The organism is Deinococcus wulumuqiensis R12, from assembly GCF_011067105.1.
Lineage (GTDB): Bacteria > Deinococcota > Deinococci > Deinococcales > Deinococcaceae > Deinococcus > Deinococcus wulumuqiensis.
Window position 1 is genome coordinate 72,617 of sequence record NZ_CP049359.1, and the last position, 19,884, is coordinate 92,500.

Here is a 19,884-nt window from a genome sequence, read left to right on the forward strand (position 1 = left end):
CCGTGGACGCTGGCGCAAGCCCGGTGGCCGTGGCCGCCAGCAGCACCACCAGCCAGCCCGTTGGTGGAATGCAAAGCGCGGGAACCGTTGGTCAGGCACAGGCAGCCCCAGCTCCTGTCGCCCCCGCCCCTGCGGCCCCAGCTCCGGCTGCCACTGTCGCGCCTGCCCCTGTCGCGCCTGCGGCTACCACTCCGGCTCCCGCCGCCCCTGTTGCGCCCGCCCCTGCGGCCCCTGTGGCCCCCGCACCGCAGCCCGCTCCCGCTCCGGCCAGCATGCCTTACGCCCAGACGGCGGCCCCCCTGCATACCGAAGCGGGGTGGCTGTCCGCCCGCAGTGAAGTGGCAAGCAGCGCCTCACTGGATAGCCGCGCCGTGGACAGCTACCACACGATGCTGAACACGCCTGCTACCGGGGCCGACACCACGCCCTACATCTCGCGTGAAACCGCCGAGTGGGACATGCAGCGCAAAGGCATGCTGCCCTCGCGGCGCGAAGAGAACGAACAGCGCATCACCACCTACATGCAGCAAAACGGTGTCTCGCGCAATGAGGCCATGAACAGCCTTCAAGACAGCCGTGGACTGGTGCAGCACGACCAGCCCACCCCGCCCCGCCCGCCACAGTATGCGAGTGCTGCCGAGGAACTGGCGGCAAAGCAGGCTGAGAACAACTCCTGAACCCCAACCAGTCAGCCGGGTGGCCCCTTCGGGGGTCACTTTCTTTTGGCACCCGGCTTGTGGTCTCCGGCTGGCCGGACTGGCAGCCCAGCGACATCCCCCTCTCCCCTGCCTGTCAGCCCCCAGGAGGCCACAGCCAAAGCAGGGCAGGGTGCAAGGCCACCCCTCAGCTCACGGCCCCAGGAAGCGCCGCAGGAAGCCCCGCAGGACACGCCCCTGAAAGAGTGGGCACACCTGAAGGTGACAGGCGGCCACAGGGCAGGGTCAGACCCCCGAAACTCCCTCTCTCGATACCCTAAGCGCAGCCGCTTACCCTTCCAAAAAGTCACTCGAAGGCAGGCCGCCGACCCCTGAAATCTACTGGCCGACCACCCCAAAGGACTGACCGAACTGGGCAGAAATCTGAAGGGAGAACGGCTCAAAAATCCAGGCGAATGACCCCTGGTGAGTGACGGAATCAGAAGGCCGCGAGTCCGAAAATGGCGAAGACCGAGACGACTTTGCCCCACCAAATTTGAAGCCGGACGGGCACCGGAAAGGGCAGGTTCAGCTCCCCGAAATCCCCTCTCCCGAAACCCTAAGCGCAGCCGCTTACCCTTTGGGAAAGTGACGGAGCGGGAGGCCGCCGATGCCTGAAATCTGGTGGCCGACCACCCCAGCCGAGACACCACATGTCCCCAAAAATCAGAGCAACACCTTCTCCAAAATCCAGGCTGGCCCCCCCCGGCGAGCATCCAAATCGGAGGGCCGCGAGTCCGAAAATGGAGTGAGCAAAGACGACTTTGCCCGACCAGTTTTGAAGGCGAACGGGCACCAACGAGGGTGAAGTCAGCCCCCGAAATTCCCCCTTCCGTAACCCTAAGCGCAGCCGCTTACCCTTTCAAAAAGTGACCCGCAGGCAGACCGACGATGCCTGAAATTTGATGTTCGATGACCGAAGCCGGGTGACCGGAGAGTGACCGGAGAGTAGAAAAATCTGGAGCGACGACGGCTTGAAAATCCAGACGAGTGACCCCCAGCGAGTGTCCAAATCGGAGAACCGGGAACCCGAAAATGGAGGGGAACAGCAGGTCTCTGCCCGACCAAATTTGAAGCCGAACGGGCACCGGAGAGAGTGAGTCAGACCCCCGAAATTCCCTCTTGCGTAACCCTAAGCGGAGCCACTTACCCTTCTGAAAAGTCACTCGAAGGCAGGCAGCCGACCCCTGAAATCTGGTGGCCGACCACCCCAAGCGAGTGACCAGAGAGGGCAGAAATCCGGGGCAACTCAGGCACCAATCCGCAAGAAAATCAGGCGGTGACTCTCTCCAAAATCCAGACTGCCAACCCCCAGCGAATCACCAAATCAGAGAGCCGTGAACCCGAAAATGGAGGGGAACAGAAGGTCTCTGCCCGACCAATTTTGGAGGTGAGCGGTCACCGAAAAGGGCAGGGTCAGTCTCCCGAAAGTCCCTCTCTCGATACCCTAAGCGCAGCCGCTTACCCTTCCCAAGAGCCACCGGACAGCAGGCTGCCGACCCCTGAAATCTACTGGCCGACCACCCCAAAGGACTGACCGAACTGGGCAGAAATCTGAAGGGAGAACGGCTCAAAAATCCAGCCGAGCAACCCCCGGCGAGCATCCCAAAAGACGAGAAACGAGAAGCCAAAAGCAGAGGGAAGTCGCAGCCCAGACCGGGCAACCCGGCAGGCAAAGCGTGACCCAAATCCGCAAGGTTTACCGCTCGATGTCCCCGCTGAAACCCTAAGCGCACTCGCTTACCCTTGCCCAAGTGACCGCCGAAGCGGGTGCCAGCAGCAGAGGCCGGAGCTTCCCAGCAGGCCCGCTTGACCCCTGGGAAGGGTCAGTAGACCAGGGCCGACCAGCGCACCTGACCTCAGCAAAACAGGCGGGCGAAGGTGACCTGTCAGGGGAGGAAAATCACTGAACCGTGCCCCGGAAACGCGCCCAAGAGAGCAGTGAAAGTGACCGGAACTCAACCCCAGGCGATGCCGCTGACCCTTCCCAGAAATGACCCGAGAGCAGGCCGCTGGCCCCTCAAGCCGAGCGACTGAGGCCAGGAAAAATCTGGGGAATCCAGTCCCCGCTGCCCCAGAACATTCAGGGGCAACAGACCAAAAAGCAGGGCAGCCGACCACCGACGACAGGCCGAAAGTGGAGGGAGCAGGGGCACCCTGACCGGGCTTGAAGAGGGTCAGGTCAGGTATCGGAAGACCCCCCTCGCGTAACCCTAAGCGGCCCCGCTTACCCTTCCACAAAGTCACGCGAAGGCAGGCCGACGACCCCTGAAATTTGCTGGCCGACCACCCCAAACGAGACACCACATGTCCCAAAAAATCAGACCGTCATCCCCTCAAAAACCCAGGCTGGCGACCCCCGGCGAGTGTCCAAATCGGAGGGCCGAAAACCCGAAAATGGAGTGACCTGAGACGACCTTGCCCGACCAATTTTGAAGCCGGACGGTCACCGAAAAGGGCAAGGTCAGACTCCGAAATCCTCTCTCGCGTAACCCTAAGCGGTGCCGCTTACCCTTTCAAAAAGTCACGCGAAGGCAGGCCGACGACCCCTGAAATTTGCTGGCCGACCACCCCAAGCGAGTGACCGAAGAGGGCAAAAATCTGGGGTAACTCAGACACCATGCGCCCTCAAAAATCAGGCAGTGACCCTCTCCAAAATCCACACTGGCGACCCCCGGCGAGTGTCCAAATCGGAGGGCCGTGAACCCGAAAAAGGAGAGGAACAGAAGGTCTCTGCCCGACCAATTTTGGAGGCCAGGGGTCACCGAAAAGGGCAGGGTCAGTCTCCCGAAAGTCTCTCTCCTGTAACCCTAAGCGGTGCCGCTTACCCTTTCAAAAAGTCACGCGAAGGCAGGCCGACGACCCCTGAAATTTGCTGGCCGACCACCCCAAGCGAGTGACCGAAGAGGGCAAAAATCTGGGGTAACTCAGACACCATGCGCCCTCAAAAATCAGGCAGTGACCCTCTCCAAAATCCACACTGGCGACCCCCGGCGAGTGTCCAAATCGGAGGGCCGTGAACCCGAAAAAGGAGAGGAACAGAAGGTCTCTGCCCGACCAATTTTGGAAGCCAGGGGTCACTGAAAAGAGCAAGGTCAGACTCCGAAATCCTCTCTCGCGTAACCCTAAGCGCCCCCGCTTACGCTTCCAAAAAGTGACCGGATGGCAGACCGCTGGCCCCTGAAATTTGATGGCCGACCAGCTCTGCCGGGTGACCGAACTGGGCAAAAATCTGAAGCCACCCAGGCCCAGGCGCTCTCAAAAATCAGGGTGAGTTACCCCCCCGACAGGCACCCAAAAGAAGAGAGGCGAGAGGCCAAAAGTAGAGGGGAATCGGAACCCAGACTGGGTAACCCAGCAGGCGGGCCGTGACCAAAAAGAGGAGGGACGGCCAGCTCGATGACCCCTCTCCGCAAACCCTAAGCTCAGGCGCTTACCCTTTGAAAACATGACCCGCAGGTAGACTGACGACCCCTGAAATCTACTGGCCGACCACCCCAAGCGAGTGACCGAACTGAGCAGAAATCTGGAGGGATGACGGCTCCAAAATCAGGGCCGCCGACCCCCGGCGAGCATCCAAATCGGAGAGCCACGAGTCAGAAAATGGAGGGGAACAGCAGGTCTCTGCCCGACAAATTTTGGAGACGTGCGGCCACCGAAAAGGGCAGGGGCAGTCCCCCGAAATCCTCTCTCGCATAACCCTAAGCGGCTACGCTTACCCGTCCAAAAAGTCACCCGAAAACAGGCTGCTGACCCCCGAAATCTACTGGCCGACCACCCCCAGTGAGTGACTAGAGAGGGCAGAAATCTGGGGCAACTGGGTCACCATGCGCCCTCAAAAATCAGGCGGTGACCTTCTCCAAAATTCACACTGGCGACCCCGGCGAGTGCCCAAATCGGAGAGCCACGAGTCAGAAAATGGAGGGCAACAGCAGGTCTCTACCCGACCAATTTTGAAGGCGAACGGACACCGGAGAGGGCAGGGTCAGCTCCCCGAAATCCTCTCTCCCGATGCCCTAAGCGCACTCGCTTACCCTTCCAAAAAGTCACTCGAAGGCAGGCCGCCGACCCCTGAAAGCTACTGGCTGACCACCCCGCTTGAGTGACCGAAGAGAGCAAAAATCCGAGACAGTCCAGGCCAGAAATCAGACCGTCACCCTCTCTAAAATCCAGCCGAGCAACCCCCGGCGAGTGACGAAATCGGAGAGCGGAGACACCTGAAAGTGAAGGCCGAAGGCGGGCAGAATCTGGGAAGTTGCAGCAGGGGCGTGGGCTAAACATGGAGCTGGGCGGGCGACTTTGACCGGGGAATTTTAGGGGTCAGCAGTCACCGAAAAGGGCAGGTTCAGCTCCCCAAAATCCCCTCTCCCGAAACCCTAAGCGGAGCCGCTTACCCTTCCGAAAAGTCACCGGACAGCAGGCAGCCGACCCCTGAAATTTGATGGCCGACCACCCCAAACGAGACACCACATCCCCAAAAAAATCATGCCGTTACCCTCTCCAGAATCAAGGCAACCGACCCCCGGCGAGTGTCCAAATCGGAGGGCCGTGAACCCGAAAATGGCGGGGAACAGAAGGTCTCTGCCCGACCAAATTTGCAGGCGAATGGTCACCAAAAAGGGCAGGTTCAGCCCCCCGAAATCCCCTCTCCCGAAACCCTAAGCGGAGCCGCTTACCCTTCCAAAAAGTGACCGGGAGGGGGGCCGACGATGCCTGAAATCTACTGGCCGACCACCCCAAAGGACTGACCGAACTGGGCAAAAATCTGGGACAACAGAGACACCAATCCGCAAGAAAATCAGGCGGTGACCCTCTCCAAAATCAGGGGCACCGACCCCCGGCGAGTGTCCAAATCGGAGGGCCGAGAACCTAAAAATGGAGTGACCCGAGACGACCTTGCCTGACCAATTTTGGAGGCGAATGGTCACCAAAAAGGGCAGGTTCAGCCCCCCGAAATCCCCTCTCCCGAAACCCTAAGCGCAGGCGATTACCCTTCCAAAAAGTCACCAAAAGGCAGGCCGACGATGCCTGAAATCTGGTGGCCGACCACCCCAAGCGAGTGACCGAACTGGGCAGAAAGCTGAAGGGAGAACGGCTCAAAAATCCAGGCAAGCGACCCCCGGCGAGTGTCCAAATCGGAAGGCCGGGAACCAAAAATGGAGGGGAACAGAAGGTCTCTACTCGACAAATTTTGGAGGCGAGCGGACACCGAAAAGGGCAGGGTCAGCTCCCCGAAAATCCCTCTCCCGATACCCTAAGCGGAGCCGCTTACCCTTCCAAAAAGTCACCGGACAGCAGGCTGCCGACCCCCGGAATCTGGTGGCCGACCACCCGAACTGAGTGACCGAAGAGGGCAAAAATCTGAGGCACCCGGAGCGTCATCCCGACCCCAAAACCATCCCCTCTTACCTGAATCTCAAATCTAATAATCCTCATAAAGCGGAAGGTGGCGGCCCTCGCCGGAGAGGCCAGAGGGCAGAAGCAGGAGCCATCCCGACCCCCCAGACCAGCCCCTGACCGCCCGGTCAGAAGGGGCCGAAAGAGGGGTCAAAAGGGGCTGAAAATCGGCCCGAAAATGGAGGGGGCAGGAGGGGAAGCGATGACAGAAAAACTGTCATCGTTGCGCGATAAGAAATCAGGGAGACATGACAGAAAAACTGTCACTGCTGCCCGATAAGTTAGGGAGGCGTTTAGTTAAGTTGTCCGACCTAAACCCCCCCAACGAGTTAATTAGTCCAGCCCAAAGCCCCATACACGCACGCGCATCCCCACCCCCCCAAAAACCCCCCTTTCCACCCCGCACCGCTCCCCTCAAATTTCCCCCCAAATCCACCCCTCTTCCCCCCCCGAAATCCACCCCGTTTCCACCCCCCTCTTGGCCCTGGCCGAAGCGTACCCAAAACCCCGCTCTCCGACCCCCGAGCCAGCCCGGCCTGCCCCCCGTGATGGCCCCCGGCTCCCCCTGGACTCCCGTTCTCATCATTCGCGCCTCAAATCCCTCCGCTCTCATCATTCGGAGGGTCAGGCTGGAGGGAGAAGGCCGGGCTGCCCCTTCAGATGTTCCGAGACCAACTGAGCGAGCCGGGCCATCGCCTGACCACCGCACTCCCCCCTGCGGACTCTTCACTTCCCCCAGTCGCCCAGCACTCGCACCGCCTTCCCTCTCTCGCTTCTGCTCTGGCACCAGCACCAGGGTCAGACCGTCCCGACTCAGGTGGCAAGAGGTCACGAGGTCACGAGTGGCGAGCGCCGATGTCACTCCAGGCTCACCAGTCGGCGGAGCATCAGCACGGTCAGTCGGGGCCGGGGCGAGTGAGGTCACGAGGCATAAGGCGAGCAGAGTCAGGTCAGCTTTGGCAAGGTCACTCCGAGCATGGTCAGTCGGCAGGGCAAGAGCATCGTCAGCCGTCGCAAAGTGTGCGAGGTCAGAGGCCGAAGTCAGCTCAGCTTTGGCAGGGTCACGAGGCGTAAGGCGAGCAGGGTCAATCGGTAGAGCACGTGCATCGTCAGTCGGCGCAAGGTGTGCGAGGTCAGCAGTCGGAGTCAGCTCAGCTTTTGCAAGGTCAGTCCGTGCATCGTCAGTCGGCAGAGCACGTGCATCGTCAGTCGGCGCAAGGCGTGTGAGGTCAGCAGTCGGAGTCAGGCCAGCCCTTGCATGGTCAGTCCGAGTATGGTCAGTCCGAGTATGGTCAGTCGGCGCAAGGCGTGTGAGGTCAGAGGCCGAAGTCAGCTCAGCTTTTGCAAGGTCAGTCCGTGCATCGTCAGTCGGCAGAGCACGAGCATCGTCAGTTGGGGCAAGGCGTGTGAGGTCAGCAGTCGGAGTCAGGCCAGCTCTTGCAAGGTCACGAGGCGTGAGGTCTGAGGTTGAAGCATGGTCAGGGTCAAGGTCACTCCGAGCATGGTCAGTCGGTGCATGGTCAGTCGGCGCAGGGCAAGTCTTCGCCGTGTCCGCTGTTGGCCTGGAGTGTCGCTCAGTTTTTTCTGCCCGCTCAGGTTGGCCGTGATTTTTTTCTGATGTCAGTGGTGGGTGATTTAGGAGGGGGGCGCACCCCCCTGAGTCTGAGCTAACTACGTGATTCGGGCCAAAGATGCAAGCGCCGCTCCGCTCTGCTTGCTGTCCCGAATCACAACGCTCAGCCTACCCCCCCTTCGGTTGCGGGTGCCCGCTCAATTCCCTGCTCTGCTGTCTCCCCAATCTGGCTCGACTGACCTGCCTCGGCTCTCTCTGCTCAGGCCCAGGCAGCAGCCGGAGCCAGTAACTCCCAAGCCCAGGCGCTTAGGGTTATGCGAGAGGAGTTGGGCAAGGCAGGCAGACCATGACGCGGGGAGGCAGGCAGTGACTGACCTGCCCCGGCCCGGCTTGCAGCGGAAGTGGGCAGGTCACTCCACCCGGTAAGCTCTGCCGCTTAGGGTTTCGGAATTCCACCGTAAGCCCTGGCGCTTAGGGTTACGCGAGTGGAGAGACCGGGCGAGGCGTGGAGGTGAGGCCGGGCCGTGACACCTCACCCGGTCACCCGGCACCCCAAGACTCCACCCGCGAACCCAGGGGCGAGGTGCTTCCTGTACTCCGCACTCCCGCCCCCGAAAGGAGAGGAGCGCCCCTACCCTCAGTGACCTCGACGCCTGCTGACTCTCCGGCGTGTGGTCACCCGGCTGGTCACCCGACGAGCGATGCGTGATTCCTGCTGGCGCAACTTTGCCAGCGGTGAGGTCACCCGGCGAGGGAGGCCCGGCGGCAATCCACGGAGCCAGCTCAGCCAGCTCGCGGCCTTCACCTGTGGCGAGCACCCGGATGGGGCGTGACCGAGTTCAGCCAGCGTGCTCGGGTTCAGTGGTCTGCGGATTCAGGCTCAGGTCACGCAGCATCCCCGCGAGATGATGCAGGCGCAGGCACTTCAGTTCCCACGCTCGGGCTTCAGCTTCCAGCTTCAGTCGTGTCTTCAGTTCCATACCCTGATATGGAAGCGGGGAGGGGCAAACCGGAAACCATAAGCGAATGCGCTTAGGGTTACGCGAATGATGTAGGCGAGACCGGGCGAGAGAGGGAGGTGAGACCGGGAACGCGACACCTCACCCGGACACCTGAAGACCTCACCCGCGAGTGGCGAGGCGAGGTGCTTACCCCGCGTCCCGAGAGGGGAGGGCCAGACCGGGGGCGGGCAGGCATATTCCAGATGGGGAGACACGGCCCCGCCTGCTACATCGCCCGCCCCCTGCGAACTCTCCACTTCCCTCAGTCGCCCAGCTCTCGCACCGCCTTCACCTGTCCGGCCACCCACGAGGCAGGACGCGCACGGCCTTCACCTGCCCGGCCCCTCAGTCGCCCAGCTCTCGCACCGCCTTCACCTGCCCGGCCCCCCAGTTGCTCAGCTCTCGCACTGCCTTCAGTCATCAAGCACAGGCTCTGCTTCGCCCCTTTGCAAGTCCAGCCTGAAGGGTGGAACGTAGCGGCGTGGAGTGACCCTCACCTGCTGAAGCCCAAGCTGCATCCCGCACCCGGTCTGACACTCGCCTGCTCGACTGCCCAACTCAGCTCAGGCAGTCGCCTATGCTTTCCCCTCTTTCAGCTCAGGCCAGGGCGTAACCAATACCACCAGAGAGGCGGGTGACCATGCCCCGCCTTTCCTCTCCGGCTGCTGCCTGGGCCTGGGCAGAGCAGAGGAGGTCACTCGCCGCCCACTTCCCGGCAGTCACCCTGCCCCGCCCTGGCCTGTGGCCTCAAGCTCTGCTCGTGTCTGGCTATGGCCTAAGCTCTGGCGCTTAGGGTTACGGCGAGCCGGGTGCGGTGTGGACTCGAAGCCACTCACCCGGAAGCCACTCACCCGCCGCCCCGCCTTTCGCTGGAGTGAGGCGAGGGACGAGCGGAGCCGGGCTGCCCTCAATGCCTAAGCCTTGCCGCTTAGGGTTTCGGTCTGACGCGCCGGGGCAGGTCAGCGCGTCCGGGTGGCGAGCTTCACCCTTGACCGGGGGGCGAGGGTCATCACCACCCGCTCTTCCCAACCCGTAAGCGATGCCGCTTAGGGTTACCCCGCTGAAGCGAGCTGAGGTCTCAGCCCGGCCTGCCCATTCTTCAGAAAGAGCACCCCAGAGTTGGGATGCTCCCTGGAGTGCGGTGACCGGGGGCGGGACGTGCCGGGCCAGCCCGCCACTTCCCCTTCCGCTGGGCGCGGTAGCAGAGGAGCGCTGCCGTTACAGGCAAGCGGGAACAACACCCGCTCGCCTTCCACTCTCGCGCCCCCCTGGTCATGCCCACTGTCGCCCGGCTTCACCGGGCACCACCCGGCATTCCTTTTGCCCGGTCACCGAGAGGTGAAGGTGAACACGCGAGGCGTGTTCACCTTCACCTGTGAGAGCGGGGAAGCGGTAGGGGCCAGCCCCTCCCCCTTCCCCTCTGTAGGTATTCACCACGCCCGCCCCTCTGACGAGGGACGGTCATGCGCCGCCCTTGCCCCCAAACCTGTAGCGCGGGTCACCTCCGGTGCCCCGTCTCCGTTTTTTTTACAGGGGGCAACCCCGGCACCCCTCCCTGTGGTCTGCGCTCACGCTTCCAGGCACGCGGCCCATTGTGGCTCATGGAGAGACGCGAGCCACAATCCCCCGCGCTCCCACCCCGGTTGCCGCAGGCCAGAAGGAAGCCGCGCCCTGGCCCTGCGGGGCACGGGCCGCTGCGCGGAAGGCAGTCGGTTCAGCAGTGCCAGGGTCTTTCCAAAGTTCCACGGCTCAGGCTGGACTTGAAAAGGGGCGAAGCAGAGCCTGGACTGTCTGCCATCCGCTCTCTGCCATCCGCTCTCTGCCACCTGTGCCGCATCCCGTTGCCTGTCCCGCTGACCACGGCCACTGAAGACAAACACCGAAGACGAACACTGAAGACGGTCACCCATGAGCAGAGACCAGAGATAGGGCACACCCTGAAGGTGCAGACGACTCAGGTGCAGGTGTGAGTGCTTATCCCTGAGCGCGGAGGACGAGCAGGGCTGCCGCGAGAACCGTCAGCACCAGGATGCCCAGCACCCAAGTCCAGGCGGGGCCGCTGGGCGCAAGGGTCTGTGATTTTTTTTCCCGCACGGCCCGACTCACCTTCCGGGGGGGAAGGCGCAACTTGGAAACTGGATTCCCTGAGCGGGAACGGGGAGGCCGGGGCATACCCGGACAGCTTACGGCCCAGGCCCAGGCTGTCACCAACTGGAGAGACCAGAGAGGGGAACACGCGAGCGGTCAGGTGGAATCTGCGCGGGCGAGCACGGATACTCAGGTGGTCAGGCGGCGGCAGCTTATCGCCCAGGCCCAGGCTGCTCGGGAGAGGAGAACGGACTTGGAGCACTGAAGTCGCCTTACGCCCTCTCCCCTTTCGCACCATTGGCCCCCAGGAGGCCCAGCAGACACCGGGCGGGTATCGCAGGCCAGTCCAGAGCTTGCAGGGGTGCTCACGCCTGGGCTGTGGCCTTAAAAAAGATTCCAGCAGGGGGGGGAGGCAGGCCAGACGACGATGGGGGGACGCGGGCAGGGCCAGGGGAGATGACGCGGGGTGAGGGCGGTGGGACGCCCCCAAGTTTGTGGCTTGTAAAATAAAGGGAAAGCGGGGAGGGCATTGTGTTCGCAGGAGTGAGACTGACCGTTGACCAAGCAGTCGCTCTTCGATATGCTCTGTACATATCAGCTAAGGAGGTATTTCATGAGTGACAAAACAACGGGTTCCAAAGCGGCCTCGAACGCTTCTGCTACTTTGCGTGATGGACGCACGAGTGATGACTCCAAGTCCGCCGCAGGTAGCGCACTCTCCCAGGTGAATTCGGGTCGTAGCACGGGTGATGATGCCGCTGAATCTGCTTCCGAAGTCCTGCAAAGCGACGACACGGGTGCCAAGTCCAAGTCGGCTGCTGGCAGTGCGCTTTCTCAGAAAGAAAGCGATTGAACTGACTAAATCAGACTGCCCACGCTAAAGGTGGGCAGTCTGATTTTTCCCAAGTTGCTCATCCGCTTTGGGATGTTGAGTAAGGTTATGGATTGGCGCAGCAGCCTCAATCTGCTATCTCCTGCCGACAAGCTGCTGTCTCCAAAAGTTGTCTGTCCCTTGCCAGGTTAGCCAAACCAGCATGGTGGATAGGTACGTGCATTTCCCCACCCTCGTATCCAACCTGTACTTGGAAGCGGGCGAGGAGTTCACCGACCAAGCAGACCCCTGGTTCTATTTCAGGGAGCAGCGGTGTCAGTGACCGCTCCTGCGGGGGAGGAAAAAGAGTGGGCTGGGTGCTGGAGCTTTGTTGCGGCTTCGCTTCAACCTTTTGTGGGAGTGGTGGCTCCTGCCCTTGCCAGACCAAGACGTGTGCAAAGAGGGTTCCCCAGGTGTCTGAGGGGATGACCTGGAAGAACTCGGGAAAGAGGCTCGGCATTCCGCTCCTAACCCGCCGCAGGTGAAATTCAGCATGGGCATGTACCCGCTGGCTGGGAAGCACGATGAGGTTACTCGGGTCATTGTTGAGACTATTGCCATCCTTGTGATGGACAACCTCGCGGGGCAACAGGGGCCGACCCAGCGACTGCTCAGCAATCCAGCGGTGAGCCAGTACCCTTTTGCCACTACGCGGGTCGCGGGTGTGGGCGTAGACCTTACGTTGTCTCACGGGCTTCCTCTCCTCTCCCCTCTTCGCTTTTGGCATTACTAATCAGCTCAAAAAGTCGTCCTATACGTGTTCACTAAAGCACTATTTCGCGCTAAGACTAAAGCACTATTTCATGTTTTAGTGAAATCACTATTCCAGTAAGCTTGGGTGCTTCTTCTCCAAGTAGGCGATGACAGCCTCCTCGATGAGTTGATACTGCTTGCGGTGTTCCCGAGCGCTGGCCTGTTTGAGAGCCGATTTGAGGTCACGCCGCATTTGACTGGAGAGGGATTCCAGGGGATTGGCTTCTTTCAAGGCAGCCAACTGGGCAGGAGAGACCTCTTCTGCACTGTCCGCCTTCTTGAGCACCTGTAACTGCTCAAAGCGGCTTTTCTTAACCGCCATAAGCCAGGGCCTCCCGTAGAACAGACTGATACTCCAGAGCCACAGTTTTGGCGTAGCGGTTGGAAGAGGCTTCCAAAGGAATGTGCTGCTCTGCTGCGTCCCCGACAGCCGTAGACTTGCGAACCATGCTGACAAAGGCGGGAATTTTATTCTCGGCTAGGTGCTCGCGCAGCTCCTCGCCTCGCCCACCTTCATTGACCACGACCAGGACTTTGAAGTTCTTGACACCAGCCTCAACTAGAGGACTCAGGGTATTTGCCAGCCCTGTTGCAGAGACCCCTTCAGGCCGGGTGGGGACGATAAGGAGGTGGCTGGCGCGAGCGAGGCTGACGAGGTCGTGACCCTGTTCATTTCCCTTGGAGTCAATAACAACGTAGTCGTAGCCCTTCATGCGCCTAGGGGCGTCCTCACCGTAACGAGCTACGTCGAATGTCCAAGAGGGGTCTTCACTGGTTCTCCAGGCGACAGCGCACTGCAATTCTTGGTCAGCATCCAGCAGCAAGGTCTTACCCTTTTTACCTAATCCTTGGGCCAGTTGCACGGCTGTGGTGGTCTTGCCCACCCCGCCCTTCATGTTGGCGACGCTAAAAATCTTCATGGCCTGATTCTAGTGTTTTCACTAAAAAAAGTAAATGTGAAAAGATGGAAGAACTAATTCACTATTTGGGCAGAGGGTTTGGAGGCCAGCGCCGACTAACCGACCTCCTCACTAATTAGTGTTTTGGTGAAAAAGTGAGACAGACTTGCGCTAAGGTGTAGTGCAAGCCAGTCGAGCTTTTATGCCTTGGTGGACTTCCTACGAGAGTAGCGGGAGTGCCGCTCTCTGTTTTCCCGAGGCACTGCTTGAGGGGGCGGCATGGGTTTTCCCCTTTGACTCTTAGACCGACCTCGGTGCGAGCCTAGTCTCTCTGACCCCTATAGACCTTTAAGTAGCGTTGCAAGACCTCAAGTGAGCTTCCCGCAAGCTACTCACCACCTTTTCACTATTTAGTGAAAAGGTGAAAAACCAGTTATATATGCCTACACCATCCGCTGGCATCTATGTGTTGGGGTCGAGTAGCTGCCCCGGCAACTTAGCTTCCAGCAATAGCGGCAGTTTTTCACCATTTCACTAGAAAAAGTTTTAGTGATTTCGTCAAAGGTATTCTGGACAGTGGCTACTGGCTCCTTGCAGGAAAAATGACGGTTCTCTTTGAGTGAGAAAATAATGAGGCGCTGTAAGCCACGTCAAGGGGCTTGGAAAAAAATTTGTGACCTGGAGGTCATACGGCTTTGGAGAGGTGGCTTGAAGCATGGATGGGGGCGATTTGCGAAAAACTCCCCTCTATGAATTTCTATTTCCGCTAATCGGTGTTAGCATAACCTTAGAAGGCATCTGACCAGTCTGGAATCTTCCGACCAGATTTTTCTCTAAAATAGTCAGAACGGTTCTGGCAAGTTAACGCTGATAGGCTCCTGAGCTGTGACTGACCGGAAACCCTATCGACACCGTTTCCCACTGAGCGTGATTGGGTATGCCCTGTGGCTGTACCACCGCTTTCCGCTTAGCCAACGTGATGTTCAAGAGCTTCTTCATGAACGAGGAATCCACGTCAGTCACGAAACCCTTCGCCAGTGGAACATCAAATTCGCTCCGCTCCTCACTGAAGAATTGCGCCACCGGGAACCCCGACGGGGTTCCCGGTGGCATCTGGATGAGGTGCATGTTGTCGTTGGTGGGATCAAACACTGGCTTTGGAGAGCGGTGGATGAACAGGGTGCCGTGCTGGACGTCCTCCTACAGGAACACCGTGATACTGAGGCCGCCAAAACATTCTTTACTCGCTTGCTGAGGGAATACGACGTCCCACAGGCCATTCATACAGATAAGCTCTGGAGTTATGGTGCAGCTATCCGGGAATTACCCGTGCTCCACTCCGTGGAGCACGTCCAAGTGGTATCGAGTGCTCGCTGCAACAATCTGGTCGAACAATCACATCGACCGACCAGACAACGGGAACGACAGCAAATCGGATTCAAAAGACGACGACGAACTCAGGAATTCCTCGCTCTGCACGCCCGCACTGCCAATCTTCATCGCCAGACCAGAACCACAGTCCCAGCCAGTCAAAGACGAGTGAATCAGACCTCCGCAACGCGGGTATGGCATGAAGCGTTGCAACAAGCAGCCTGAAACTCAGGCTCACTTCGGGTCGTTTTACCTCGGCGAAGTTAAGTTGCCAGAACCCTCCTGACGAACATCTGGCTGAACTGAGTCTCTGGAGCCGCAACCGTCAGGGTGAAGCGCAGGCGGTGGTCTCCCACCACACGGCGCTGGCGTTCCATGAACTCAGTGACCTGCTTCCAGAACAGATTCACCTCTCGGTACCCAGAGGGTTTCGTAAAGTGGCACCGCCGGGCGTCCAGCTGCACACCAATGAGATTCCTGTTGCCGACCAGCAGACGCAACATGGATTCCAGGTCACGTCCGTCCTGCGCACCCTGCAGGATATGGTGGGCACCGACCTTTCACCTGAACTGCTGGATCAGGCCACAATGCAGGCCGTAGAGCGGGGCCTGATCAGTGCCGCACAAAGCAGGTGGCTCGCCAAGAGCTTTGAACGCAAAAAACGTGGCGAGTGATGGGTCGTTCAACCCAGTGTAAAGCGTTCATCACCGAGCTTGAGGGTCAATTCAAGCTCCCCGCCGATCGCCCGCGCAAATTTACGGAGGGTAGCCAGTTCGGTTCTGTCGAGGTCACCGTGCTCTATACGTGAAATTCGTGACTGAGACACCTGAAGTTGCTCAGCCAGTTCCTGCTGGCTGAGTCCTGACGCAGCCCGAACTTCGGCGAGTTTGTAAGCGCGTACCTGCGCCAGCATCTCTCCCCGCAGTGCAGCCACTTGGCTTTCATCAATACGTCCGGCTTGTTCAGCTTCCTGACGCACTGCCTTCCAGTTTCTGGCTTTCATAGCTCCTCCTCGTAGTGACCCGCCAGCCAGAGGTCGTAGCGACTTTCTGCCAGCGTAATATGCTCGGTGTACCACTGTGTCCATTGCCCTGCTTTATCACCTGCTGTGAGCAAAATGGCCTGCCGTTTGGGGTCGAAAACAAACAGGATGCGTATTTCGGTCTGTCCCACTGAACCAGGGCGCAGTTCCTTGAGATTCGCCAGTTGCGAGCCAGTCAGGGTATCGACCAGGGGCCGACCTAACATTGGCCCACGGTCTTCCAGTAAGTCCAGCGCTGCCGTCACCAGTTGTGAAGTGGCGTGATCAAGCCCTGCGAACCATTCATCCACTTCACCCACCAGAATGATCTCCCAGACCATGGCTGATTATGACATATATGTCATATCTGTTGTGTCTCCCTGGGTTTACTGGCCAGCACTTCCAGGGGAGTGGCGGTGGCGTGGGCCAGTTCAGGTTCATTCTCCGAGGCGAACTCCGACAACTTTCAAATAAGCCGCTGCAGCCGTCGTCTTTTCAACTTCCTCACAGGAAGGCCGTGAAGGGGCCTCGGTAACCTTCTGAGGGTAAAAGTACCTGTCAAAAATCCTCGACCTCTGCCGAAACGTCATCGTCTGTGACCGCCACATACTTGCGGGTGGTGTCCACACTGGAATGCCCCAAAAATACGGCTACGCGGGTAAAATCACCGACTTTCTGATACAGCCGCGTGCCGCTGGACTTGCGTGCCGCATGAAATCCGCGCCAGAAGCCCGGATGACCAGCAGCGCGACACGCCTTGCGCATCCGGTAGGCCGCCTGGCTGTACGTCCAGTGGAACAACTTGTTGTCAGTTTGGGGAATGACCTCGCGTAAGGCTTCTCGCACACGTTTTCCCAGTGGAACGCGTCGTATTTTGCCGCCTTTACCGTAAACGGTGAGGATATTTCTATCGATATCGCCTGCTTTGACCTGCAACGCCTCCCCGATGCGGAGTCCTGCGTGGGCGCACAGCAGCAAAAGCGCACTGAGTTCCTTATCGCAGGAGTGCAGTACTTCCTCAAGTTCATCGCGGTAAGGGGGCCTTTTGACGATGGCCGGTGTGCGGTCTTGTGGTGGACTGACGTTGGTGAAGGGGTTGATCTGGGTCGCGCCCGCCCAGTCCAGAGCGCGGTAGAGCGCCCTGGCGGCAGCGACGTACTGCTGAACGGTCGCGGCGGACAGCTTTCCGGAGCGGCCCCGCCCACTGCTAGGGCGTTCTTGCAGATACGCGAGGTAGCGCCCGCCGTCGCGCCGCCCGGGACGGAGCAGTTGCACACCACTGGCCTGTGCCCACGGAACGAAACTCCGGACGCCCAGACGGTAAGCGGTCAAGGTGTGCTGACTTGTCCGGCTGCCCTGCGTGCTTCCGGATCGCATGTAGGCCATCAGCACCTGCGTCAGACCTTCCACGTCATAGTTCGCGGCGGCCTCGACCGCCCTGACCCGCAGCGCCTGATCGGTGAGGTCACTCAGGGCCAAAGCGCTGGTCGGAAGGGCCAGAGTCACGGTCGAGTTCAGCTTAGCAGGTTTTGACAATAATGACATTTATTGTCAAAACCTACACACTAAAGCCTTGATTTGTGTCTAAATGGTGACACTGGACGTTTGAAAGGTGTCGAGTCTTGACTTTGAGGTAGCTACGGCTCAACTGATAGAATCGCTGCCCCTGCGGGTATTCAGTAATGGGGCATGCCTATAGGCCTGATGACCCGATTGGCGCAAAATCCGGTAGTTGACTGGAACTATTCCCGATATGGAGGTCTCTGTTGCTCAGTACCCGACAGTTTCCAAAAATCCCGTCTGGGATGGAGAAAAGAGGTCAATAAAGGCAAGTATCTGTACCTCACGCTGTTTTTCAGGCTGGCTCCACGCCCGTACCAATTCTCTCAGACCCAAGGTGATGACACTCCACGCCCTCCTTCCGTGGGTTTTGAGTCGAACACTTTGTTGAAGCCCGACCAGAATGCACCACACGTAGGCCAAGGTCAGCACGCAGAGCAACCGTTCAAGGTGGTCATGGAGCGTCATGTGGGTGTTCTCAAGCTGAAATCCCTTGGATTTCAGCGCTCGAAACAGGCACTCGATTTTCCACCGTTTCCGGTAGGCTTTCAGAATTTTGTGCGATTTCATCGCGTTACTCGCCACAAGCAGCGTCTCCCCATCTGTCGTGAATGTCCCCACGACGTTCATCGGTGAGCCAAAGACCTCAACGTCATCGAGCAGAACCCCTACTGCACCAGGTTGCAGGTCGCTCAGCCACTCGCTGCCGGGCAAACCGTCGATGGACGTGGTGTACCGTATACGGATGGTGACCGGGATACCCTGGTCAATCAGACCATCAACCCAGTCCTGGCCGATGAATTCACGGTCGCCATAGAGGGTGAAGATGTCCTGGCAATGCAGAATCTCGAGTGCGTCCTCAAGAATGAGCAGCCGGGTCGCCGCGTTGCTGTTCCCACTGTGGTCAAGGAACTCAAACAAGAGGGGAATGGCTACGCCTCGCCAGATGACTGCGAGAACGAGAATATTGACGTCTTGACCGCCCAACTTCCAGTTGGTGCGGTTGGGCTGGCCCCAAAAGTTGGACGGTTTCGAGTAGAGACTCGGCTCAGGTCTAGGGTACAACAGTGGCTTCCATTTCTTGTCCAGGGGAAGGACTGACGGCCACATTTGCGGTGGGTTGTCCGCAAGGGGGGTCGGCAGGCCGTCCCCTGGCCTGCTCAGCAAACTGGTCGGGCGTCCGGTAGCCCAGTGACGAATGTGGCCTCCTGGCGTTGAAAAACTCGCGGTAGCCATCCAGGACCACCTGGGCGTGTCGAGCCGAGTAGAACACCTCCTGGTTCAGACACTCCTCCCGCAGCCGAGAGTGAAAACTCTCGGCAAAGCCGTTCTGCCAGGGTTTTCCGGGATGGATGAACCGGGTGCCGATGTCCTGAAGGGCCAACCAGATGCCCAGGTCCCTGGCGATGAACTCCGGGCCGTTGTCGCTGCGAATGAATCCAGGCGCACCACGCTGGGCGATAACTTCGTGCAGAACGTCCTTCACGTCCATGGACGTGAAGGACTCGCGGGCGCGCAGAGCCAGGGACTGACGGGTGAACTCGTCCGTCAGGGTCAGGATCTTCAGCGTGCCTCCCCCCAGGGTTTGATCGAAGATGAAATCGTAGGTCCAGACGTGATCCGGAAACTCGGACTGCATGGGAATGGACGTCCCAGTGCGAATTTTTCTCCTGACTGGGATTCCCACGGTCAGCGCCTCCTCGCGCCAGAGGCGCCGGACTTTCTTCCGGTTGAGGTGATGCCCTTCCTGCAGGAGCAGGGCGTGAATGAACCGGTAGCCCCGACGTGGATGGAGCAGCGCCAGCTCACGGATGCGTTGCCGGAGTTCGTCGTCCTGGCGCGGTTTGGTCTGGTAATACCAGGTGGATTTGGGCAGGCCCACCAGGAAGCAAGCCCGTTCGGGCTTGACCCGTGCTGTGACGAGTTCCCTCACCACAGCACGCTTCTCGGTGGGCGTCACCGCTTTTTCTGAATCACGTCCCTCATCGCGTCGATCTCCAGGCGTTGTTGACCCACGATCCGCAGGAGACGAGCATTTTCCTTTTCGAGCTGACGAAGCCTGCGGGCTTCGTCGACATTGGTGTCGCCGTATTTCTTCTTCCAGGCGTAGAAGGACGCGGTGCTGCATCCCAGGTCGCGACACAGCTCTTCAACGGATTTGTCGCCCTTTTTGGCGTCCTGGAGAAGCTTGACGATCTGGTCTTCGGAGAACTGACGTGTTTTCATTGGTGTGGCCTCGCTTTCCAGCCTAGGGCTGGGAGTGAGCCTGAGTGTCTAGCGATGACCGTCCAGTTTCTGGGGGGCACTCCAAGGGCATACCAGACCTTTACGGAAACTTAACATTTTTCCTTTAGCCTGCCGCCCAATGCGCCGTCAGTTCATGTTGATTTTCCTTGCGTCTTTCGCGTTGGCTTCGGCCACCACAGTCAGGGTGAAGCCAGGCGACACCCTCTATGGGATTGCTCGTCAGAATGGCACAACTCTCCAGGCATTGTTGGAAACCAACAGGGGAGTCAATCCGCAGCAGGCATTACAAATAGGTCAAGTGCTGCAACTCCCAGCTCAAGCTGGCTCCACGGTTCGCACTGGGGGCAGTGTTGTGACAGTGCGCCCCGCTTCCATCCGCGTGAGTGCTGTCATGCCTGTCGTGGGTCG

16 protein-coding genes (1 of these 16 running past the window's edge) are annotated in these 19,884 nt (G+C 59.4%); 5 read left to right on the forward strand and 11 right to left on the reverse strand.

Features of this window, described 5'->3' with window-relative positions; genetic code table 11:
* Positions 1 to 233: 233 nt before the first annotated feature.
* Complete coding sequence (locus G6R31_RS16800; protein ID WP_192805547.1) at positions 234 to 677, forward strand: hypothetical protein; 444 nt, start codon at positions 234 to 236, stop codon at positions 675 to 677.
* 7,827 nt (positions 678 to 8,504) lie between these two features.
* On the opposite strand, the gene G6R31_RS15575 is transcribed toward G6R31_RS16800, so the two are convergent.
* Together G6R31_RS15575 and G6R31_RS15580 are read right to left on the reverse strand one after the other, a co-directional pair.
* Positions 8,505 to 8,645 (reverse strand): hypothetical protein, encoded by a 141-nt coding sequence (locus G6R31_RS15575; protein WP_017871089.1) that lies wholly within the window; start codon positions 8,643 to 8,645, stop codon positions 8,505 to 8,507.
* A gap of 1,293 nt (positions 8,646 to 9,938) precedes the next feature.
* A complete protein-coding gene (locus G6R31_RS15580; protein ID WP_161617995.1) occupies positions 9,939 to 10,100 on the reverse strand; it encodes a hypothetical protein in 162 nt (53 codons plus the stop codon).
* A gap of 1,267 nt (positions 10,101 to 11,367) precedes the next feature.
* On the opposite strand from G6R31_RS15580, the gene G6R31_RS15585 reads away from it, so the two are divergent.
* Entirely contained in the window at positions 11,368 to 11,607 is a 240-nt protein-coding gene (locus tag G6R31_RS15585) for a hypothetical protein (protein ID WP_152423703.1), read from the forward strand.
* 106 nt (positions 11,608 to 11,713) lie between these two features.
* Here the strand turns inward: G6R31_RS15585 and G6R31_RS15590 are convergent, their stop codons facing one another.
* The 3 genes from G6R31_RS15590 to G6R31_RS15600 form a co-directional block, all read right to left on the reverse strand.
* Complete coding sequence (locus G6R31_RS15590) at positions 11,714 to 12,352, reverse strand: HNH endonuclease signature motif containing protein (RefSeq protein WP_081608294.1); 639 nt, start codon at positions 12,350 to 12,352, stop codon at positions 11,714 to 11,716.
* 93 nt (positions 12,353 to 12,445) lie between these two features.
* The gene (locus G6R31_RS15595) at positions 12,446 to 12,700 is read right to left on the reverse strand and encodes a hypothetical protein (protein WP_017871094.1); all 255 of its coding nucleotides are present in this window, start codon (positions 12,698 to 12,700) and stop codon (positions 12,446 to 12,448) included.
* Positions 12,690 to 13,298: a ParA family protein gene (locus G6R31_RS15600; protein ID WP_017871095.1), complete on the reverse strand. Its 609-nt coding sequence runs from the start codon at positions 13,296 to 13,298 to the stop codon at positions 12,690 to 12,692. The genes G6R31_RS15595 and G6R31_RS15600 overlap by 11 nt, the downstream gene beginning before the upstream one ends.
* A gap of 864 nt (positions 13,299 to 14,162) precedes the next feature.
* On the opposite strand from G6R31_RS15600, the gene G6R31_RS15605 reads away from it, so the two are divergent.
* On the forward strand, positions 14,163 to 14,873 hold the full coding sequence (locus G6R31_RS15605) for an IS6 family transposase (RefSeq protein WP_081608295.1): 711 nt from the start codon (positions 14,163 to 14,165) through the stop codon (positions 14,871 to 14,873).
* 119 nt (positions 14,874 to 14,992) lie between these two features.
* Positions 14,993 to 15,322, forward strand: coding sequence for a hypothetical protein (locus G6R31_RS15610; RefSeq protein ID WP_152423704.1), 330 nt, complete (start codon positions 14,993 to 14,995; stop codon positions 15,320 to 15,322).
* Positions 15,323 to 15,330: 8 nt separating this feature from the next.
* Here G6R31_RS15610 and G6R31_RS15615 read toward each other — a convergent pair whose 3' ends face one another.
* The 6 genes from G6R31_RS15615 to G6R31_RS15640 form a co-directional block, all read right to left on the reverse strand.
* Complete coding sequence (locus tag G6R31_RS15615) at positions 15,331 to 15,651, reverse strand: helix-turn-helix domain-containing protein (RefSeq protein ID WP_029732691.1); 321 nt, start codon at positions 15,649 to 15,651, stop codon at positions 15,331 to 15,333.
* Positions 15,648 to 16,010 (reverse strand): type II toxin-antitoxin system RelE/ParE family toxin, encoded by a 363-nt coding sequence (locus G6R31_RS15620; protein ID WP_017871100.1) that lies wholly within the window; start codon positions 16,008 to 16,010, stop codon positions 15,648 to 15,650. The genes G6R31_RS15615 and G6R31_RS15620 overlap by 4 nt, the downstream gene beginning before the upstream one ends.
* A gap of 217 nt (positions 16,011 to 16,227) precedes the next feature.
* Positions 16,228 to 17,175: a tyrosine-type recombinase/integrase gene (locus G6R31_RS15625; protein ID WP_017871101.1), complete on the reverse strand. Its 948-nt coding sequence runs from the start codon at positions 17,173 to 17,175 to the stop codon at positions 16,228 to 16,230.
* 264 nt (positions 17,176 to 17,439) lie between these two features.
* Entirely contained in the window at positions 17,440 to 18,339 is a 900-nt protein-coding gene (locus tag G6R31_RS15630) for an IS4 family transposase (RefSeq protein ID WP_225983292.1), read from the reverse strand.
* Complete coding sequence (locus G6R31_RS15635) at positions 18,284 to 19,189, reverse strand: IS3 family transposase (protein ID WP_017871103.1); 906 nt, start codon at positions 19,187 to 19,189, stop codon at positions 18,284 to 18,286. The genes G6R31_RS15630 and G6R31_RS15635 overlap by 56 nt, the downstream gene beginning before the upstream one ends.
* Positions 19,186 to 19,455, reverse strand: coding sequence for a transposase (locus tag G6R31_RS15640; RefSeq protein WP_017871104.1), 270 nt, complete (start codon positions 19,453 to 19,455; stop codon positions 19,186 to 19,188). Before G6R31_RS15640 ends, G6R31_RS15635 begins: the two co-directional genes overlap by 4 nt.
* Positions 19,456 to 19,594: 139 nt before the next feature.
* On the opposite strand from G6R31_RS15640, the gene G6R31_RS15645 reads away from it, so the two are divergent.
* A protein-coding gene (locus G6R31_RS15645) for a M23 family metallopeptidase (RefSeq protein ID WP_081608298.1) crosses the window boundary here: on the forward strand, positions 19,595 to 19,884 show its start. It continues 328 nt past the right edge of the window; the window shows 290 of its 618 coding nt (coding positions 1–290); the start codon lies at positions 19,595 to 19,597; the stop codon falls past the right edge of the window.